Source organism: Spirulina subsalsa PCC 9445 (assembly GCF_000314005.1).
GTDB lineage: Bacteria > Cyanobacteriota > Cyanobacteriia > Cyanobacteriales > Spirulinaceae > Spirulina_A > Spirulina_A subsalsa.
On sequence record NZ_JH980292.1, the window covers coordinates 3910662 to 3929037 of the forward strand.

Annotated in this window: 17 protein-coding genes and 1 pseudogene; 11 read left to right on the forward strand and 7 right to left on the reverse strand. The window is 47.6% G+C overall.

What is annotated here, in order from left to right; all coding sequences use genetic code 11:
- The first annotated feature begins 2 nt into the window (after positions 1-2).
- Together SPI9445_RS0117800 and SPI9445_RS0117805 are read left to right on the forward strand one after the other, a co-directional pair.
- The gene (locus SPI9445_RS0117800; protein ID WP_017306125.1) at positions 3-725 is read left to right on the forward strand and encodes a DUF6088 family protein; all 723 of its coding nucleotides are present in this window, start codon (positions 3-5) and stop codon (positions 723-725) included.
- On the forward strand, positions 722-1684 hold the full coding sequence (locus SPI9445_RS0117805) for a nucleotidyl transferase AbiEii/AbiGii toxin family protein (protein ID WP_017306126.1): 963 nt from the start codon (positions 722-724) through the stop codon (positions 1682-1684). Before SPI9445_RS0117800 ends, SPI9445_RS0117805 begins: the two co-directional genes overlap by 4 nt.
- Before the next feature lie 174 nt (positions 1685-1858).
- Here the strand turns inward: SPI9445_RS0117805 and accA are convergent, their stop codons facing one another.
- The 6 genes from accA to SPI9445_RS32195 all read right to left on the reverse strand — a co-directional run bounded on the left by accA (position 1859) and on the right by SPI9445_RS32195 (position 7167).
- Positions 1859-2830 (reverse strand): acetyl-CoA carboxylase carboxyl transferase subunit alpha, encoded by a 972-nt coding sequence (gene accA / locus SPI9445_RS0117810; protein ID WP_017306127.1) that lies wholly within the window; start codon positions 2828-2830, stop codon positions 1859-1861.
- Positions 2831-2866: 36 nt separating this feature from the next.
- Positions 2867-3889 carry a long-chain acyl-[acyl-carrier-protein] reductase gene (locus SPI9445_RS0117815; RefSeq protein ID WP_017306128.1) on the reverse strand — a complete coding sequence of 341 codons (1023 nt, stop codon included), beginning with the start codon at positions 3887-3889 and terminating at the stop codon, positions 2867-2869.
- A gap of 412 nt (positions 3890-4301) precedes the next feature.
- On the reverse strand, positions 4302-4997 hold the full coding sequence (locus SPI9445_RS0117830; RefSeq protein WP_017306131.1) for an aldehyde oxygenase (deformylating): 696 nt from the start codon (positions 4995-4997) through the stop codon (positions 4302-4304).
- A 609-nt stretch (positions 4998-5606) separates the two neighbouring features.
- Positions 5607-6578, reverse strand: coding sequence for a DNA cytosine methyltransferase (locus tag SPI9445_RS0117835; RefSeq protein WP_026079905.1), 972 nt, complete (start codon positions 6576-6578; stop codon positions 5607-5609).
- A gap of 3 nt (positions 6579-6581) precedes the next feature.
- Positions 6582-6914, reverse strand: coding sequence for a HindVP family restriction endonuclease (locus tag SPI9445_RS30740; protein ID WP_071525305.1), 333 nt, complete (start codon positions 6912-6914; stop codon positions 6582-6584).
- A 34-nt stretch (positions 6915-6948) separates the two neighbouring features.
- Entirely contained in the window at positions 6949-7167 is a 219-nt protein-coding gene (locus SPI9445_RS32195) for a HindVP family restriction endonuclease (protein WP_164674548.1), read from the reverse strand.
- A gap of 279 nt (positions 7168-7446) precedes the next feature.
- On the opposite strand from SPI9445_RS32195, the gene SPI9445_RS0117845 reads away from it, so the two are divergent.
- From SPI9445_RS0117845 to bchH, 4 genes are all read left to right on the forward strand, one after another.
- On the forward strand, positions 7447-7758 hold the full coding sequence (locus tag SPI9445_RS0117845; protein WP_017306134.1) for a DUF6825 family protein: 312 nt from the start codon (positions 7447-7449) through the stop codon (positions 7756-7758).
- A gap of 81 nt (positions 7759-7839) precedes the next feature.
- Positions 7840-9594, forward strand: coding sequence for an ABC1 kinase family protein (locus SPI9445_RS0117850; RefSeq protein WP_026079906.1), 1755 nt, complete (start codon positions 7840-7842; stop codon positions 9592-9594).
- 33 nt (positions 9595-9627) lie between these two features.
- The gene (locus SPI9445_RS0117855) at positions 9628-10350 is read left to right on the forward strand and encodes a Stp1/IreP family PP2C-type Ser/Thr phosphatase (protein WP_017306136.1); all 723 of its coding nucleotides are present in this window, start codon (positions 9628-9630) and stop codon (positions 10348-10350) included.
- A 134-nt stretch (positions 10351-10484) separates the two neighbouring features.
- Entirely contained in the window at positions 10485-14246 is a 3762-nt protein-coding gene (gene bchH, locus SPI9445_RS0117860) for a magnesium chelatase subunit H (RefSeq protein WP_017306137.1), read from the forward strand.
- 56 nt (positions 14247-14302) lie between these two features.
- On the opposite strand, the pseudogene SPI9445_RS32200 reads toward bchH, so the two are convergent.
- Positions 14303-14569, reverse strand: a pseudogene (locus SPI9445_RS32200) (DNA-methyltransferase); the annotation flags it as partial.
- A 251-nt stretch (positions 14570-14820) separates the two neighbouring features.
- Between SPI9445_RS32200 and SPI9445_RS0117865 the strand changes: the two are divergent.
- The 5 genes from SPI9445_RS0117865 to SPI9445_RS28800 all read left to right on the forward strand — a co-directional run bounded on the left by SPI9445_RS0117865 (position 14821) and on the right by SPI9445_RS28800 (position 18211).
- Complete coding sequence (locus tag SPI9445_RS0117865) at positions 14821-15033, forward strand: hypothetical protein (protein WP_017306138.1); 213 nt, start codon at positions 14821-14823, stop codon at positions 15031-15033.
- Between the two features lie 50 nt (positions 15034-15083).
- On the forward strand, positions 15084-15695 hold the full coding sequence (locus tag SPI9445_RS0117870; protein WP_017306139.1) for a Uma2 family endonuclease: 612 nt from the start codon (positions 15084-15086) through the stop codon (positions 15693-15695).
- 47 nt (positions 15696-15742) lie between these two features.
- Complete coding sequence (locus tag SPI9445_RS0117875) at positions 15743-16588, forward strand: metallophosphoesterase (RefSeq protein ID WP_017306140.1); 846 nt, start codon at positions 15743-15745, stop codon at positions 16586-16588.
- Positions 16589-16617: 29 nt separating this feature from the next.
- On the forward strand, positions 16618-17778 hold the full coding sequence (gene hpxO / locus SPI9445_RS0117880) for an FAD-dependent urate hydroxylase HpxO (RefSeq protein WP_017306141.1): 1161 nt from the start codon (positions 16618-16620) through the stop codon (positions 17776-17778).
- 247 nt (positions 17779-18025) lie between these two features.
- Complete coding sequence (locus SPI9445_RS28800) at positions 18026-18211, forward strand: TLTLP motif-containing protein (protein WP_071525306.1); 186 nt, start codon at positions 18026-18028, stop codon at positions 18209-18211.
- Positions 18212-18376: the final 165 nt, after the last annotated feature.

An 18376-nucleotide genomic window follows, 5' to 3' on the forward strand; every position in this document is an offset into this window, starting at 1 on the left:
CCATGCCAGCCCCCCAAACTCCAAGCATCGCTTCACTGGTGCGTGAGCGCGTCACATCCCAGGGCGATAGCTATTGGCAAACCAAAGACTTCAACGACCTATCAGCCCCTAACGCTGTCACCAAAGCCCTCACCCGTTTAGCAAAAGACAATACCTTAAAGCGAGTGAGTAAAGGCATTTACTATCACCCTAAACCCACTCGCTTTGGCCCATCCCATCCCACCCAAGCAGGACTCCATCGCTTACTCAAAGACTATTACATTTATCCAGCAGGTCTAAGCGCCGCTAACCTACTCGGATTCACCACCCAAAACGTGCCCGCTGGAGAATTTGCAACCACAGCCCGCAGCATTCCCCCTCGGATTTTGGGGCCAAAGGCAAAACTTCACGTCAATCGACCAGAAACCTGGAAAGAACTATCGAGTAAAGAAGCGGCAATTTTGGATATTATCCGCTGTGTTGGCCAATCCAGTGATTTATCACCAGAAGAAACCAAAGCCCTATTAATCCACCATATTAAAGCCGAAAACTGTTTCTCAAAATTCCTTAAAATTTCCGCCCACGAACCTCCCCATGTTCGAGCCATTTTAGGCGCGATCGGTCAAGAAATTGGGGTGAATTTTTCACAACTTAAACAACTTCGAGACAACATCAACCCGCTCACCCGCTTTAATTTTGGAAAACTGCGTACACTCTCCCATGCTTCTCAGTGGCAAGCGAAATGAAATTATTTAAACATCCTGATTTTCGAGATTTAATCAATGCGACCGTTGCCCACTTTTCACAACGCCCATTGACCGAAGAAATTGTTGAGAAAGACTACTACATCACCGAAGCACTGCGGATCATCGCCAATCATTCTCCAGATCAGGTTATTTTCAAAGGAGGTACAAGCTTATCTAAAGGCTGGGATCTCATTCAGCGATTCTCTGAAGATATTGATCTATTCTTGGATAAAAGCAAGTTCAAGCCAGAATTATCCAAAAATAAAACCAATAATTATCTGAAAAGTTTGAAAACCATAGTTGAAGATGATGAAGCATTTACTTGGAAGAGAACAGTGAATTCAGAAAAATGTAAACATCGCTCTGATGAATTTGAGTATCAATCCTGTATCGACGAAGGCTTAAATAGTTTGTCGAATACTATTTTGTTAGAAATAGGAACTCGAAGCGGTAACTTTCCGATTGAAAAGCGAGCAATCTGCTCCTATATTGTGCGTTTTTTACAAGAAACTGAAATGACACTGAATGCAGAAGATGAATCTTCTTTTGATATCAATGCCCTTCACTTTAAGCGCACCTTTGTTGAAAAATTATTTATTGTTCACAACAAAATTACTGCTGTTGGAGATCGCCTAGAAAACTTGAATGATCGAGATGTTCGCCACTTTTATGATCTCTATCAGCTTTCCAAAGAGCCGGACGTAATCAATCTTCTGAAATCCAATGATTATGCAAAAATACGGGAAGATTGCGCTCGGATCAGTCAGGAAAATTTTGCCCAAACTACTGCCGAACTGCTTCCCAATTTTGCTGATAGTCCAGCACTTTTTCCAACGGGTGATGTTGCCGAGCAACTCAAAAAACGCTATCAACAACAGTGTAACCTTCTCTGTTATGGGGACTATCCAGCCTGGGATGCTGTGCAGACTCAACTGTCATCATTAAAAGAGTGGCTCTGAAACAAAAAGATAGCTGCTTCAAATAAAGACTCAAATAGAGCAACGGCTGACTCAATAACCCCCCCTCATGGAGCAACAATACCAGCACAAAAAGCCCCCCATTGCACAGAGACTCAACAGGGAGAGTAGAAGTCAACCCCCCTTGACCCCTACTCATCCCCCCAAGCCTTCAGATCAGCCCAAAAACTTCCCCATCTGGCGGAACTTGAGATAACGCTGCTCCCGCCGTTGTTCAGGACTTAAACCAAACAACTCCTCCAAATTGCTAATCAGAGCATTTTTCAAAATCGCCGCCGCCCCCAGAGGATCCGCATGAGCGCCATTAGACGGCTCCGGTAGGATTTGGTCTAAAATCCCCAACTCCTTGAGATCCCGCGCCGTAATCTTCAACGCCGAGGCCGCTTGAGGCCCCTTGGCCGCATCCTTCCAGAGAATCGCCGCACAAGCTTCAGGAGTAGCCACCGTATAAACTGCGTGTTCAAACATCAAAATGCGATCGCCTACCCCAATCCCCAAAGCACCACCGGATCCCCCCTCCCCAATCACAGTACAGAGAATAGGAACATCAAACTTAAACATCTCCCGGAGATTATAGGCGATCGCCTCCCCCTGTCCCAACTCCTCCGCTTCCACCCCAGCCCAAGCCCCCGGGGTATCAATAAACGTGAGAATCGGCATCCGAAACTGATTGGCGTGTTCCATCAAACGCAACGCCTTGCGATAGCCCCCCGGGGAAGCCATGCCAAAATTCCGCGCTACATTATCCTTCGTATCCCGTCCCTTTTGATGCCCCAACATCACCACCGGAATCCCGTCCAAGCGCGCCACACCGCCCACCAAAGCCGGATCATCACTTCCCCCGCGATCGCCATGTAACTCAAACCACTCCTCACTAATCGCCTGAATATAATCCAACGTCGAAGGGCGACGGGGATGGCGCGCCAACTGGAGACGCTGAGACGGCGTGAGCGTGCTAAAAATCTCCGTCCTCAACTGATCCGCCTTCGCCTCCAGTTCCCGAATCTGCTCACTCACATCCACATTATTCTCCTGCGCCAACTCCCGAATTTGATCAATCCGGGCTTCCAGTTCACACAGAGGCTTTTCAAAATCCAGCAGAAAGGGTCGAGATTTAGGAGTAGACATAGCTGAGTCGGAGAAAGGGCAAGAAAACGAGGAATTTTAGAAATGTAAGAGCGGCTTAAAGCCGTGTTTAACAGAAGCTGCGCCGATTTGCTCCATTTTTTGCACCGTGATTTGATTGCGCCCCCAGGAGAAATTCGTATGCCATTGTTCAAATTCCAATAACATCGCCTCCGCAAAACAGGCGAACAATTGACGATCCGGAACATCCATCTCGACAATTTCCATAATCTTCCACTGAATATCCAGAGCGTGTTCCACAATCCCCCCTTTCAGCACATGAACACCGGGCTGTTGTAACTGACTATCGAGGTTTTTAGGATAGCCCCCATCAATCAACAAACAGGGATTTTTCAACGGAATGCTACTAATATCCACCCCTCGCGGCATACTGGCCACCCAGACCACAATATCCGCCAGAGGTAACGCCTCCTCCAGTCCCAAAATTTTCCCCCGTCCTAATTCCCCTTGCAGGGCTTGTAAACGCTCTTGATCTCGCGCAATCAGCAGTAAATCCTGCACCTCAGTATTTTGATCCAGCCAACGACAGACCGCGCTCCCAATATCCCCCGTCGCCCCACAGACGGCCACCGTCGCCTGAGCTAGATCCATCCCCAACTGAGCGGACATCTGTTCCACTTGCCGACAGATAATATAAGCCGTGTGGGTGTTCCCCGTGGTGAAACGCCCAAAATCCAGTTCTACATCCCGCACCTGTTTATTTTCTTTCAGGTTGAAATTCTCAAAAACAATAGAGGAAAATCCACCCAGGGCGGTAATATCAACGCCATTTTTCTGGGCTGTGGCCATCGCGTTTAAAATCTTGCGAATCGCCGCCTTAATCCGCCGTTGAGAGAGCATTTCCGGCAGAAAACAGGACTCAATATATTTTCCTTGAATGACCTGTCCCGTGAGACTGGTCACGGTAATCTCATCCACAATCTGCGGGGGGGCAGAACACCAAAAATCTAACCCTTGGTCGCCATACTCCGGATATCCGAGTTGATGAGCTACGGCCTGGGCGTGTTCAAGACTTGTCAAGTGACCAATAAGACCAAACATTAGAGAATTGCGTTAAACCTTAAATTAGGGCGGATAGTAGAATAGAAGGCCAAGAAAAAGTTAAGACTGTTAATGATAGTACCAAAGTCGGTGTCTGGTGTCAGCTAATCAGGAGAGAGAAAATGGGGAATAGGGAACAGGGAATGGGGAACAGGGGAGAGGGGGGAGGGGGAGAGGGGGAGCAGGGGAGCAGGGGAGCAGGGGAGCAGGGGAATAGTGGCTAGTGAATGGCAAAAACTCTTTTATTTTAGGGAACAGGGAACAGGGAACAGGGGGGGAGAGTTCCCGGACTCCCGACTCCCCATTCCCGATTCCCGACTCCCCATTCCCCCTGTTCCCTATCCCCCAAAACAAACCAGACCGCCCCCTTGGGAGCGGCTTGGTTTGCTGTTTTTGGGCAATCCGGCAAGGATTAGGCCGCCGTTAAACCATAGGCGGACATTTTCATGATTTCGCGGGTAGAAAAACCAATATTCGCCAAAGCTTCCCCATAGCTAATCATAAAATCCTCAACCAGCGCTTCTTTTTCCATGCCCAGGACTTTGGCATCTTTTTCCACTTGGTTAAGCATTTTCCACACCAGAGGCAGATTTTCCCGATTAGCCGCCTCTAATTCGGCCTTAGACTCTTCAAAATGGGCTTTGAGCCACTCTTCCCCAAAATTGAGGTGTTTGTATTCGTCCTTGACCACCCCTTCCGTAATTTTGCGGGCAAAGGGATCCGCCACCGGGATATAGATATTGTAGGCGGCGATCGCAAACGCCTCAATAATCAACGACTGAATCAGGAAACAAGTCACGATGTTGCCATTGTCATAGGCCGTTTTAAAATTCCCATGCAGTTGGGAAAAATATTCCTCAGCAAAAGCCATGTCAGGCGTGACACTCAGATTGTTGCCACAAGCTTGAAAGCCCTTCTTGTGACGATTCTCCATTTTGGCCAAGGTGATCAATTCGTCCTTGTGTTCCGGGAGCATTTCGCCCATACTCAAGTAATTGTTATAGGCCTCTTGTTCTCCTTCAATCACAATAGCGTTGATGCGACTATAAGCGTCTTTGTAAATTTCGCTACTAAAATCTTGTTCTGAACGGACGGCAACTTCTGGCATAGGTTGGATGATCTCCTAATAATTTCAATGTCTTTGAGGTCAATATAGACGACCTCGCGGTTGTTATTCGCCGCTTTGGGTTGAACTCCCCCTAGGGGCATAGTTTCAGGATAAGGTGCTTTTCTTGTACTCTTCCTGAAAGGATTTCGTTATCTATCCTACGATGGAACTCTGATTCCCGATCCGAGGATAGCGTATTTAGGGAATTAGGCCATCTTGACCCGCTCAGGAAGTCAAGGCATCGCGAATCGGGAAAATGTGGTTATCTTCAATCGTGAATATCCCATAGATAGTGTTTTCAAATTGATTAAACGCTATACATAGGGTCTGCTGAATAACACGCCTATGCTAGGCTCAACAAGGGAACAGGGAACTCTTAACAGGGAACAGATCATCTAAAACTGGCACGATTGCCTATTCCCGACTCCCGACTCCCGACTCCCGACTCCCGATTCCCCAACTTTCGGACTTATTCAGCAAGCCCTACATAGGGCTTGACAGCCCTTGTGGGTTAGTTACAAGCCCCATCCCGCAAGTGGAGTGGGGCAGTTGACCAAGGCAAGTAACGTCGGTAAACCAAGAATCTCCCCACTTCTAGGGCCGAGAGTCTCACAGACGATGTAAAGCCATTTGAGCTAGGTTAAACTCTTCCTCTAGCTCAAACAAAGTCGGTATTTTTCCAGATCCCTGAGCGAGATATTGGCCAATGATTTGCCCGACGAATTTAGCCAATTGAACAGGAACGGCATTGCCAATCATTTGTTCTAAATCGGTTTTAGTCCCTTCCCAACTAAAAGACGCTGGAAAGGTTTGTAAATAACTCCTTTCTTGAGTGGTTAGAGGGCGAATTTGACTTAAATCAATGTTTTGAGGATCACAGGAATTGAGCTTATATCCTTTGGGTAGCGGACGATTAACCCCGCGAATGGTTGGACTGGGTTCATCAATGGAAAAAATGCCTCGCCGATTGTAGTTTCTTGGATGACGATAATAGAAAGCAATGCCCAGACGATCTCCTAAATAATCCCGAATGGTCATAGGTTTATCGGACAAGTTTTGCTTAAAGAGATCATTGAGTTGGTTGTGTTTATCGTCTAAATGACCGATTAAAAAAAATCGTGTTCTCGCTTGGGGAACACCACAATAGGAAGCCTCTAAAATCACAGAAGAAATCCCGTAGCCAGTTTCTATAAATTTGTCAATAACTTGTTTAAGAATCTTAGCTTTTTTGATTTGCGGAACATTTTCCATGACAAACCAATGGGGCTTAACCTCACAAACAATATTAGCAAAACTATAGGTTAAACTCGCCCTCCCTAATGCAGGATTGCGTTTTCCGGCACTGGAAAAGTCTTGACAAGGGGGGCCACCCATGATTAGGTCGGGTTGGATCTCTGAAATGATGGCACTCGCTTCTTTTTCTTGACGGAGATCCATTAAAAAGCTAGGGTGTTTAAAGTTTTTCCGGTACACATTAACAGCAGAATCCCAATGATCGAAAGCTTGGCAGACTTCAAAACCTGCTTGTTGGAAGCCTAAAGAAAAGCCACCACATCCTGAGAATAAATCGACACATTTCAACATCTAAAATAACTCCGGTGAGTTACAAATGATAGCATCAAATCTCCGTTCTGGACTGAGGAGATGCTGACCTCCTCCCAGTATAATATTTTTAATCTCGTCTTTTTTGATTCGGGGAGTAGTTAATCTATCACATCTCATGAATTTATTTGTCATTGTGCCAGATGCGGCAAATGCCTTGTCATTTTTAGTATTGTAAGAGAGGGAATCAATGATAAATTGATAATCAAATTGTCCCTGTTGTTTGATATCTAGCAGCATTTTATATAACCAAATTGCAGTTCGCACTTGACGGGATATTTTATGAAAATTATTAAGTGCAAGTTCTGTAATCAAAAAGACGAAAGCTGCATCACTCCAAAAAAATATGTCAAGGCAATGATAAGCTAATTATGGAAATTTGACCGTGAGTAAATTTTTTATGTTGAATTTTAAGGTAATTAGCCGGAATTTCTTTAAAATCTAGATAGCAACAAAGAGCGGCAGGGAAGGATGAATTAAATTGATTCTTGCCCCAATATTTTTTGAGAGAAAAGTCTCGATTGGAATATTTCAATCCAAAAAGTTTGGGTGTTGTGAAGTTGGTCATTTTTTAGTTAATCCAAACCTTGACCTATCTAGATGATGGCTTATCTGCCCTATCCCATAATAGTAGAATTCCGGGAGAGGGGGAAGAATCCAAGGAGCAACAAAATTTTCTCAATGGACGTAATTCCTGCCCTTGGTCATACACCTGTACTTAATACCCGGCTGATTGTAAGGCAATCCCTGCCCATGATAATGGATTATTAATAATTTCCCCTTGATGCCCCCACACTGGGTCAGACCGGATATAATTTGTTACGAAACGTCAAATTCTTTTACCATCATGAGCAATCCAGTCACTCACGCCTTTTTTGTCGGCCGAGCATTTGCTGAAGTTCTCAGCGAAAAGGTAGAGGACAAGCTGACAAACGCCCTCAGCGAACTGGGGAAATTTGATGCTGAACAACGGGAAAACCTCCGTAAATTCACGGAAGAAGTAACGGCAAGGGCGGAACGAGAATTGGCGAAAGTCAGCCAAACGGGGGGCGTTGCGACGCCTTCCGGCAGTGGGACGGCCGATGTTCAGGAAACCATTGATAATCTCCGTGCTGAAATCGCGAGTTTACGGGCGGCGATCGCAGCTTACCGCAAATAACCCCCTTTTGTCTCCCCTATCCTCCATTCAAGACCCTTTAACAACAGTTTTTGCTTGTAAATTTACTTGACATTTAACCGCGTGTCTGCATTCACTCAAACCCCCACCTCTGTTTCCTATTCCACCCCGGCCACGCTGCCGGAAAAACCCTCTCGACCCGAACGCGGGAAAAACAAGTATCGCTGGAATCGGAGCAACTACTCCAAAACCCGGCGGCGTTTTGACATCTGGGTATTTGTTCTCACTTTCCTTTTTGAACTGTGGTGGGATAGCAAACCTTGGACCTATCCCGGAGGATACAGCGACGACAAACGACGGCAACGCCGCCAAAAACAAGCCGTTTGGATTCGCGAAAGTCTCCTAGAACTTGGCCCGACCTTTATTAAAGTAGGTCAACTGTTCTCAACCCGAGGGGATTTATTTCCCATTGAGTACGTCTCCGAACTCAGCAAACTCCAAGACCGCGTTCCGGCCTTCTCCTACGAACAAGTCGCCGCCATCATCCAAGAAGATACAGGGAAAGCCGTTAACGAACTGTTCCGCAGTTTTGACCCTACCCCCCTCGCGGCCGCCAGTTTAGGGCAAGTTCACAAAGCCCAACTGCAAAACGGCGAGGAAGTGGTGGTGAAAGTCCAGCGTCCGGGACTGAAACAACTCTTCACCATTGACCTAGCCATCCTCAAACGGATTACCCAGTATTTCCAGAATCATCCCCGTTGGGGACGAGGACGGGATTGGTTAGGAGTTTATGAGGAATGTTGCCGCATCCTCTGGGAAGAAACAGATTACGTCAACGAAGGACGCAATGCGGACACCTTCCGGCGCAATTTCCGGGGCATTGACTGGGTGAAAGTCCCCCGAGTCTATTGGCGCTACACTTCCCCCCGAGTCGTCACCCTAGAATATGCCCCCGGCATCAAAATCAGCCACTATGAAGCCCTAGAAGCGGCCGGACTTGACCGGAAAATCTTGGCGAAATTGGGCGCGGAGGCCTACTTACAACAGTTACTCAATGACGGCTTTTTCCACGCTGACCCCCACCCCGGCAATATTGCCGTAGATTCCGACGGGTCGCTGATTTTCTACGACTTTGGCATGATGGGGCGCATTAATGCCAATGTGCGGGAAAAACTCATGGATACCCTCTTTGGCATTGCGGAAAAGAATTCCGACCGGGTAATCTCATCCTTGATTGAGTTGGGCGCCTTGACCCCGACGGGAGATATGGGGCCGGTGCGGCGGTCGATTCAGTATATGCTGGATAACTTCATGGACAAACCCTTTGAGGAACAGTCTGTAAGTGCCATTAGCGATGATTTATACGACATTGCCTTTGACCAACCCTTCCGCTTTCCGGCAACCTTTACCTTTGTCATGCGGGCTTTTTCTACCCTAGAGGGGGTGGGCAAGGGTCTAGACCCAGAGTTTAATTTTATGGAGGTGGCAAAACCCTTTGCACTAGACATTATGACCAATAGTAGTTTAAGTAACGGTAACAGTGTGTTTGATGAGTTGGGCAGACAGGCCGCCCAAATGAGTAGCACGGCCTTGGGCTTGCCCCGACGGATTGAGGATACCATCGAGAAATTAGAACGGGGGGATATTCGCGTGCGGGTGCGGGCGAGTGAGTCTGACCGTCTCTTACGTCGTATGGCTACCACCCAACTGTTAACGAACTATACGTTACTGGTGAGTGCTTTTACTTTGTCTGCTACTATCCTTGTAGTGAACAATATCGTTTGGGCTGGGGTTATTTTGGCTGTGGCCGCAGGAGGATTAGGAATTAATGTCTTCCGACTCATTCGGCGTATTGACCGCTATGATCGTATGCCCTAATGGTTTTTAACTTTATTGAGCAGTAAGTGGTTTATGAAACGTCGCTTCACGGGGTTAACTGATACAGGATGCCTCCGTTCTGTGAATCAGGATGATTTCTATATTGACCCGGACGGACGCTTTTTCATTGTTGCCGATGGTATGGGTGGACACGCTGGCGGCCAAGAGGCTAGCCAGATTGCAACGCGGCAAATTCAGGGCTATCTCAATGAACATTGGGAGTCAGGGATGAATTCTAAGCAGTTGCTGGAAAAAGCGATTTTTGACGCGAATCAGGGCATTCTGAAGGACCAAGAAATCCACCCGGAACGGGCTGATATGGGAACGACGGTAGTCGTGGTGCTTTTCCGGGATACACAGCCCCTATGCGCTCATATTGGGGACTCTCGGATTTATCGCTTGCGGGATCATACCCTACAACAAGTCACGGAAGATCAAACTTGGGTCGCCCGGGCGATGAAAATGGGGGATTTAAGCGCGGAAGCGGCTAGAGTCCACCCCTGGCGGCACGTTTTGTCCCAGTGTTTAGGTCGGAAGGATCTCCAAAAGATTGATATTCAGCCTCTGGATGTGCAGGAAGGCGATCGCCTTTTATTATGCAGTGATGGTCTAACTGAAGAAGTGCCAGACCCCGACATTGAGATCATTCTAGGACAGTCCAAAACCTGCGAAGAAGCCGCTCAATCCCTGATTGACAATGCCAAAGACAATGGCGGATCCGATAATATTACGGTGGTGATTGTCATGCAGGATTAGTCCGGTCAATGTTACTATCAGGGTGTTCTCTGTTCTGCTCCTCACATTTCCTTTGTTGGCTATTTATTGCAAAAAATACTCAACAAGCCAGATTAGAATAAAACTGTATAGTCTATCAAGAAATGAGGGTGGGCATGAAGCGGATTGTATTAATTGCCGGGTTTGAAACCTTCAACGCCGATCTGTATCGTAAGGCGGCACAACTGGCAATGGAACGATGTTCTGGGTTGGATCTACAGGTGTTTAGTGACCAAGACCTCACCCGCCAACCCAGTGCCGTAGAACAAGCGCTTCACCATGCCGATGTTTTCTTTGCCAGTTTGATATTTGACTATGATCAAGTTCTCTGGCTGCGGGAGAGAGTGCAAAACATCCCCATTCGCCTCGTTTTTGAGTCAGCCTTAGAGTTAATGAGTCTCACCCAACTGGGGAAATTTGTCATCGGGGATAAACCGAAAGGAATGCCCAAACCGATTAAATTTATCCTCAGTAAGTTTTCTAGTGGCAAAGAAGAAGATAAACTCGCCGGGTATATTAGTTTCCTCAAAGTTGGCCCTAAACTGCTTAAATATATTCCCGCCCAAAAAGTCCAAGACTTGCGCAACTGGTTGATTATTTACGGCTATTGGAACGCCGGGGGGCAGCAAAACGTATCCGCCATGTTTTGGACGATTGGGGAAAAATATTTCGGGCTAAAAGTCGGTGAAATTCCGCCCCCCTTAGAAACTCCTAATATGGGACTCTTGCACCCTAAATATGAGGGATATTTTACCTCCCCCCGTGCCTATTTAGACTGGTATCAAGAACAATTTAAACCCACCAGCCAACCCATTACAGGAATTCTCTTATATCGCAAGCACGTTATTACAGAACAGGCTTATATTCCCCAACTCATTCAACAGTTTGAACAGGCGGAAATTATCCCCCTACCGATTTTTATTAACGGGGTTGAGGGTCATGTTGCCGTGCGGGATTGGATGACCACGGACTTTGAACTAGACCAACCGAAACGGACTCCTTCTCTTTCCCCTGATGCGGTCAAAGTGGATGCCATTATTTCGACGATTGGTTTTCCCTTAGTAGGGGGGCCAGCGGGGTCAATGGAAGCAGGGCGACAGGTGGAAGTAGCGAAAAGTATTTTAAGCATCAAAAACGTTCCCTATCTCATCGCGGCTCCCCTCTTAATCCAAGATATTCACTCTTGGACAAGGCAAGGAATCGGGGGGTTACAAAGTGTTGTTTTATACGCTCTGCCAGAACTAGATGGAGCGATTGACACTATCCCATTAGGGGGCTTAGTGGGGGAAGAAATTTATTTAATTCCTGAACGAGTTAAACGGTTAACAGGACGGGTGAAACAGTGGATTCAACTCCGCAAAAAGCCGCCCTCTGAACGAAAAGTGGCGATTATTTTATATGGCTTCCCACCGGGCTATGGCGCAACAGGAACGGCCGCGTTATTAAATGTCCCCAGAAGTTTATTAAAACTGCTCTATGCCCTGAAAAGTCAAGGTTATGATGTGGGGGACATTCCCGAAGATGGGGAGGTGTTAATTCAACAGGTGAAAGCGGCTGATGAGTTCCCCGAAACCCTGAATCCTGAACAGCGCTCCCATAATCATGGGGTGAGTATTGCCCGGTTGGAAAAATGGTTAGGGTATTTACTCACCTCCCGGATTGAAAAACACTGGAAGGATTTAACTAAAACGGGTATTAAAACGGTTGATGGGGAGTTACAAGTAGGGGGGGTACAGTTAGGGAATATTTGGTTAGGGGTGCAGCCTCCGTTAGGGATTGCGGGGGACCCGATGCGTTTAATGTTTGAGAAGGATTTAACGCCCCATCCTCAATATGCGGCTTTTTATCAATGGTTACAAAAGGACTTTCAAGCGGATGCTGTTGTTCATTTTGGGATGCACGGGACGGTGGAATGGTTGCCGGGTTCTCCGTTAGGAAATACGGGGTATTCGTGGTCGGATATTTTATTAGGAAATTTGCCCAATTTATACCTTTATGCTTGTAATAATCCTTCGGAATCGATGTTAGCAAAACGGCGGGGCTATGGGGTGTTAATTTCCCATAATGTGCCGCCCTATGGACGGGCTGGATTGTATAAGGAGTTAATGGCGCTGCGAGAATTAATTGCAGAATATCGGGAAGATCCGGATAAAAATACTTTATTGCGTAATGATATTTGTCAAAAAATTATCGATGCAGGGTTAGAAAAAGATTGTCCTTTTGAAGAGGGGGAAAAGCTAGGCATTGCTTTCACGGTGGAGAATGCAAAACTGTTTAGTTCTACGGCATTAAATCGGTATTTTGTCAAGGTTTATGAGTATTTACAAGTGGTGGAACAACGGCTGTTTTCTTCGGGGTTACACACTTTAGGGGAAGTGCCGGATAGTGAGGAATTAAAGTCTTATTTAGAGGCTTATTTTGAGCGAGAAGTCCCCTTAGCGGTGGTGGAACGGATTCGCAATGGGGCTGATTCTAAACAAGTGTTGGAGGTGTGGCAAAATTGGCTGAAACTCCAGTATGCGGACTGGAAGGAACGAATTACACCGGATTTAGGCGATCGCACCCTAGAAGCCATTGAGATTGTGCGCCTACTCATGCAGAACAGCGACGAGATCAACAACCTGTTACGGGGCCTGAATGGGGAATATATCCCCCCCGCTTCCGGGGGCGACCTAATCCGGGATGGGATCGGTGTACTCCCCACCGGGCGCAACATCCACGCCCTCGACCCCTACCGGATGCCCTCCCCTGGGGCCTATGGGAGGGGGCGGGAAATTGCCCAGAAGATCATCGCCCAACACCTAGCCGAAACCCAGACTTATCCTGAAACCGTAGCCGTCCTTTTGTGGGGTTTAGACGTGATTAAGACTAAGGGCGAGTCTTTGGGCATTTTACTAGAATTAGTGGGCGCAGAACCCGTAAAAGAAGGCACAGGGCGCATTGTTCGCTATGAGTTGAAACCCCTAGAAGAAGTCGGCCACCCCCGGATTGATATTTTAGGCAATCTATCGGGGATTTTCCGGGATAGTTTTGTTAACGTGATTGAACTGCTTGATGATCTCTTTCAACGGGCCGCCGAAGCGGAGGAACCGGAGGAACAGAACTTTATCCGTAAACACGCCTTAGCCTTAAAAGCGCAGGGGGTGAAGAATGTGGCCGCTCGGTTATTTTCCAATCCGGCCGGGGATTTTGGCTCTTTGGTTAATGATCAGGTGGTAGATGGGAATTGGGAGTCGGGGGAAGAGTTGGGGAAAACCTGGGAACGTCGCAACGTTTTCAGTTATGGTCGGCAGGATAAAGGCCAAGCGCGGCCGGAGGTTTTGCAGCAACTGTTAGCAACGAGCGATCGCATTGTCCAAGAAATTGACTCTGTGGAATACGGCTTAACCGACATTCAAGAATATTACGCCAACACCGGAGCCCTCAAACAGGCCGCCGAAAAACGCCGAGGCAAAACCGTTAACGCCAGCTTTGTCGAAAGTTTCTCCAAAGACACCACCCCCCGCAAATTAGAGGACTTGTTACGTTTGGAATACCGCACCAAATTATTAAACCCCAAATGGGCGGAATCTATGGCGAATCAAGGGAGTGGGGGCGCTTACGAAATTTCCCAACGCATGACCGCCTTAATCGGTTGGGGGGGTACTGTTAACTTTACCGATGATTGGGTGTATGACCAAGCGGCAGAAACCTACGCTTTAGATGCAGAAATGGCCGCTAAATTACGTCAAGCCAATCCCGAAGCTTTCCGGAATATTGTTGGCCGAATGTTAGAAGCTAACGGCCGAGGATTTTGGGCAGCTAGTGAGGAGAAATTAGAGAAGTTGCGAGCGTTATATGATTTAGCCGATGAGGAGTTAGAAGGGGTGAAAGTGTAGGCAGATGTCCGGGTGCTATTAAAAATAAAAACTGTTGCACCGGGTTTACAAATACGATAAAGCTCCATTCCCCATTCAAGACACCACTTTTCATAATCTAAGATGTTCTCTCGATTACGTTGATACCACCTTTCATTTCTAACACCACCTGCTAAACCACTGCCATAGGGAATGTTTTTAACTAAAGTTTTACTATCCTTACTTTTAGCTTTGCTGATACGCCGTTGAATTTCTGAGTTATCCCATTTATGGCCGATAAACTCATAGTTGTAGGGAGGATCTGTGATGCAAGCAGAAATAGAGTCACTTGGGAGTATCTTCATCACCTCACGACAATCCCCAAGGATTATTTCATTCAGGGGTAATGCGTTCACTGCTAGTCAGGAATACCAACATAATACTTATAGAATGCAAGGGAATCCTTGTCAACTATAACCCGTAGGTTGGGTGAAGCGGCAGCGCAAACTAACCCGTTGAATCGATGTAAACGGGATGAGTCCTGTTAAAATTTCTCTGGAGAATAAAGTATGACCACGGCTTGCAGGTCAACTAGCTTATCTTTATCTCTTGGTTAATGACTCGCACTCAAGCAAAACTCACTCCCCAATGGCGACACCGCCAAATTGCCATAGCAGAATATCTAGACACCCTCAGCGAACTTTCAGCGCGACTCGAAGGGCTACAACGTTTTGCCCAACTCTGCGAACAACAAGGGGTAAAAAGTAGCCATGAATTGCTGCCTAGTGCTGAGGCTAAACCCGGATTGTATTTGTTGCCTGCTTCTTGAGCCACTATAATAGGCAAAGATGACGTAACAAGGTTAGGGGAGAGAAAGTCATGATTACCACTATTCAGCTACCCCAAGAAATACCCTCAAAAGAGATGTCTTTGCAGGAGTTTCTCAACTATGATGATGGCAGTGATTCCCGTTATGAGTTAGAAGATGGGAAACTTTTATATATGCCTAGTGAAAGTGATATTAATCAACGCATTGCCATGTTTTTATTGGCATATTTTTTACAGTTAGGTCTGCCATTTTATCGCTTAAGAATTGGTGCAGAACTTGCAGTTATGGGCAGTCGGGCAACGGTGCGACTACCGGATTTAATGGTACTCACGGAGGAATTAGCCCAAGCTTTGAGTGGGGCAAGTCGTTCGATGATTTCCTTAGAAATGCCGCCCCCTGAGTTAGTGGTGGAAGTGGTGAGTCCGGGGCGAGAAAATGAGGAGCGAGACTACCGTTATAAGCGCGCTCAATATCAAGCGCGGGGGATTCGGGAGTATTGGATTATTGACCCGATGCAAGAACAAATTACGGTGTTAAGGTTAGTAAGGGGGTTGTATGAGGAGGCTATTTTTAGGGGGGAAGAGGGGATGGTTTCTGAGTTATTAACTGAATGGGGGCAGAGAGAGCCTTTAACGGTTGCTCAGGTGTTACAGGTGGGTTAAGGTGGGTGTTAGAACCCGGATTTTCTGACTCTTGATGTGAGGGGACTATGCAGCCCATTTTTGTAGAACCTTTGACTGTTGAACGGGTAACGATCAAGATTCGGGATCTTATCCCATCGTTACAGGGAACAAAGTTAGTTCATTTGTCTGACCTGCATTATGATGGCAAACGTCTAGGGGAAGAACTCTTAGCAGAAACCATTGAAATGGCGAATCAGGAAAAACCGGATTTGGTGGTTTTGACTGGGGATTATATTACGGACAATCCGACTCCGATCTACAATTTGGCGTTACGTCTGAAGTATTTAGAAAGTCGGTGTGGGGTGGTGGCTTGTTTGGGGAATCATGATAATTATTTCCCGTTTTCTCGTCATCATGTGGTGAAGGCGCTGACGGGTGTTGGGATTCAGGTGTTGTGGAATGCGATCGCCTATCCCCTCGGTTCTGCCCTGCCCGTCGTCGGATTGGCGGATTTGTGGTCGCGGGAGTTCCACCCCCAGCCTATCCTAGAACAACTAGACCCAGACACCCCCCGTTTAGTCCTCTCCCATAATCCCGACACAGCCGCCCTCCTGCAACCTTGGCGGGTGGATTTACAACTTTCTGGACATACCCACGGGGGACAATTTGTCCTCCCCGGATTGGGTTCAATTCCAGCACTTATGCAGCCAGTCCGTCACCGTGTCCCTAAACCCCTACATCCCTATATCCCCATTTTGCGGGAATGTGCCAGAGTGGTCAAACATTGGGAGTGGGCGCAAGGGTATCACTCGATTGAGCAGAATCAACTCTATGTGAATCGCGGATTAGGGACGTATTTCCCCGGCCGCATTAATTGCCCTCCGGAGTTAACGGTGATTACTCTGATTCGGGGAATAGGGAACGGGGAATAGTGTTGTTTTGAAGCAGGAGACAGAACACGGTGGAAGGGTTAAAAATAATCGTCATTGGGGCGGGGATTGGGGGCTTAACTGCCGCTATTGCCTTGGAACAAGCGGGGTATCAAGTACGGGTGTATGACCGGGTTCAGGAATTGCGTCCAGTGGGGGCGGGGATTTCGCTGTGGTCCAATGGGGTTAAGGTTTTGAATCGTTTGGGGTTGGGGGAGGCGATCGCCAAGATTGGCGGCCAGATGAATGTGATGGAGTATCGCACCCATCAAGGGGAGGTTTTGAATCACATCCCCTTACACCCCCTTATTGAACAAGTGGGACAACGCCCCTATCCTGTCGCCCGTCGAGATTTACAGGAAATGCTCTTAACAGGCTACGGAGGGGAGGTGAAACTAGGTTATGACTGTATTGGGGTGGAGGAGGACCCAGAGGGCGTAACGGCGCTTTTTGCCAACGGAGAACGCGATCGCGGGGATCTGGTGGTGGCGGCCGATGGCATTCGCTCGGTGTTGCGGGAGTATGTGACGGGGAAACCGTTGGCGCTCAACTATGGGGGATATGTGAATTGGAATGGTTTAGTCCCCACCAGTCCAGAGTTAGCCCCGGCCGATTGTTGGGTGATTTATGTGGGACAACATCAACGGGCTTCGATGATGCCTGTGGGAGGCGATCGCTTTTATTTCTTCTTTGATGTGCCGCTCCCGGCCGGAACCCCCCCAGAACCGGAACAGTATCGGGAACAATTGCGGGGATATTTTCAGGGCTGGGCGCAACCTGTACAGCATTTAATTGAACGGTTAGATCCTCAACAAGTGGCTCGGCCAGAGATTCATGACATTAGCCCTCTGGATAGTTATGTGCGGGGGCGGGTGGCTTTGTTGGGGGATGCGGCTCATAGCACCTGCCCGGATTTAGGGCAAGGGGGCTGTCAGGCCATTGAGGATGCTTGGGTGTTAACCAATTACTTGAAAACCACCAATTTAAGCGTTATGGATGCCCTAGAACGGTATAACCAAGAACGGCGGGAGCGGGGGAATAGCATCATCCGCAAGGCGCGGAAACGGGCCGAACAAATCCACGGTAAAGATCCGGAGGTCACTCGTCAATGGTACGAACAACTGGGGCGAGAAGCTCCCCAAGCGGTGACAAATGCGATCGCCGAGGTGATTTTAGGGGGGCCTCTTCATTAAAATTCCCTGCCAGAACAGGCTTTCGTAAAATCCGTAACAAACGGAATCCCGGCCTCGCCTTAGACTACAATCACCCTCCGATTGCTTATTCAGACCGCCCTCACACCAGTGGCGGTTTTTATTTTTGGTGGCACAGAAAACAACCCGCTCAGAAAATCTAGGGCTACAATTGGGTAAGGGGTTTTATTGTCGAGATCCTCTATTTAACTCAACTCACTTGCCGTCCGCTTTTTAGTTCATATCACTTATGGAATCTAGTGGTCCATCCGCTAACGCTTCTGAGCCTCCCAGTAAATGGGCAGCTATTCTCGGAACCGCGATCGCCATCTTGACGATTGCTATTCCCACTCTGGTGATTGCTTACTACTCGTCTCCTGTACCAGTAGAAACGCTACAACGCACCACCCATGTCCCACGCTCTACCATTCAGTGATGCAACCATGAACTAAAAAAATCGCTTTTTCCTAGGATTAAATAGGGCTTGCTGTTCACTTCGTGACGCTCCGCGTTCGCGAAGCGTTGCGTAGCAAACGCGAAGCGTTGCGTAGCAATATAACTCTGCTCCCGGTGGGGAACGGGGAACAGGGGGGAGAGAGTC

What these genes read in the sequence shown, in the direction of transcription:
- SPI9445_RS0117875 (WP_017306140.1), top strand. Translation starts at nt 15,743, where the DNA reads ATGCAGCCCATTTTTGTAGAACCTTTGACTGTTGAACGGGTAACGATC.
- SPI9445_RS0117830 (WP_017306131.1), bottom strand. Translation starts at nt 4,997, where the DNA reads ATGCCAGAAGTTGCCGTCCGTTCAGAACAAGATTTTAGTAGCGAAATT.
- SPI9445_RS0117845 (WP_017306134.1), top strand. Translation starts at nt 7,447, where the DNA reads ATGAGCAATCCAGTCACTCACGCCTTTTTTGTCGGCCGAGCATTTGCT.
- SPI9445_RS0117815 (WP_017306128.1), bottom strand. Translation starts at nt 3,889, where the DNA reads ATGTTTGGTCTTATTGGTCACTTGACAAGTCTTGAACACGCCCAGGCC.
- bchH (WP_017306137.1), top strand. Translation starts at nt 10,485, where the DNA reads ATGAAGCGGATTGTATTAATTGCCGGGTTTGAAACCTTCAACGCCGAT.
- SPI9445_RS0117805 (WP_017306126.1), top strand. Translation starts at nt 722, where the DNA reads ATGAAATTATTTAAACATCCTGATTTTCGAGATTTAATCAATGCGACC.
- accA (WP_017306127.1), bottom strand. Translation starts at nt 2,830, where the DNA reads ATGTCTACTCCTAAATCTCGACCCTTTCTGCTGGATTTTGAAAAGCCT.
- SPI9445_RS32195 (WP_164674548.1), bottom strand. Translation starts at nt 7,167, where the DNA reads ATGACCAACTTCACAACACCCAAACTTTTTGGATTGAAATATTCCAAT.
- SPI9445_RS0117800 (WP_017306125.1), top strand. Translation starts at nt 3, where the DNA reads ATGCCAGCCCCCCAAACTCCAAGCATCGCTTCACTGGTGCGTGAGCGC.
- SPI9445_RS0117870 (WP_017306139.1), top strand. Translation starts at nt 15,084, where the DNA reads ATGATTACCACTATTCAGCTACCCCAAGAAATACCCTCAAAAGAGATG.
- SPI9445_RS0117865 (WP_017306138.1), top strand. Translation starts at nt 14,821, where the DNA reads ATGACTCGCACTCAAGCAAAACTCACTCCCCAATGGCGACACCGCCAA.
- SPI9445_RS28800 (WP_071525306.1), top strand. Translation starts at nt 18,026, where the DNA reads ATGGAATCTAGTGGTCCATCCGCTAACGCTTCTGAGCCTCCCAGTAAA.
- SPI9445_RS0117855 (WP_017306136.1), top strand. Translation starts at nt 9,628, where the DNA reads ATGAAACGTCGCTTCACGGGGTTAACTGATACAGGATGCCTCCGTTCT.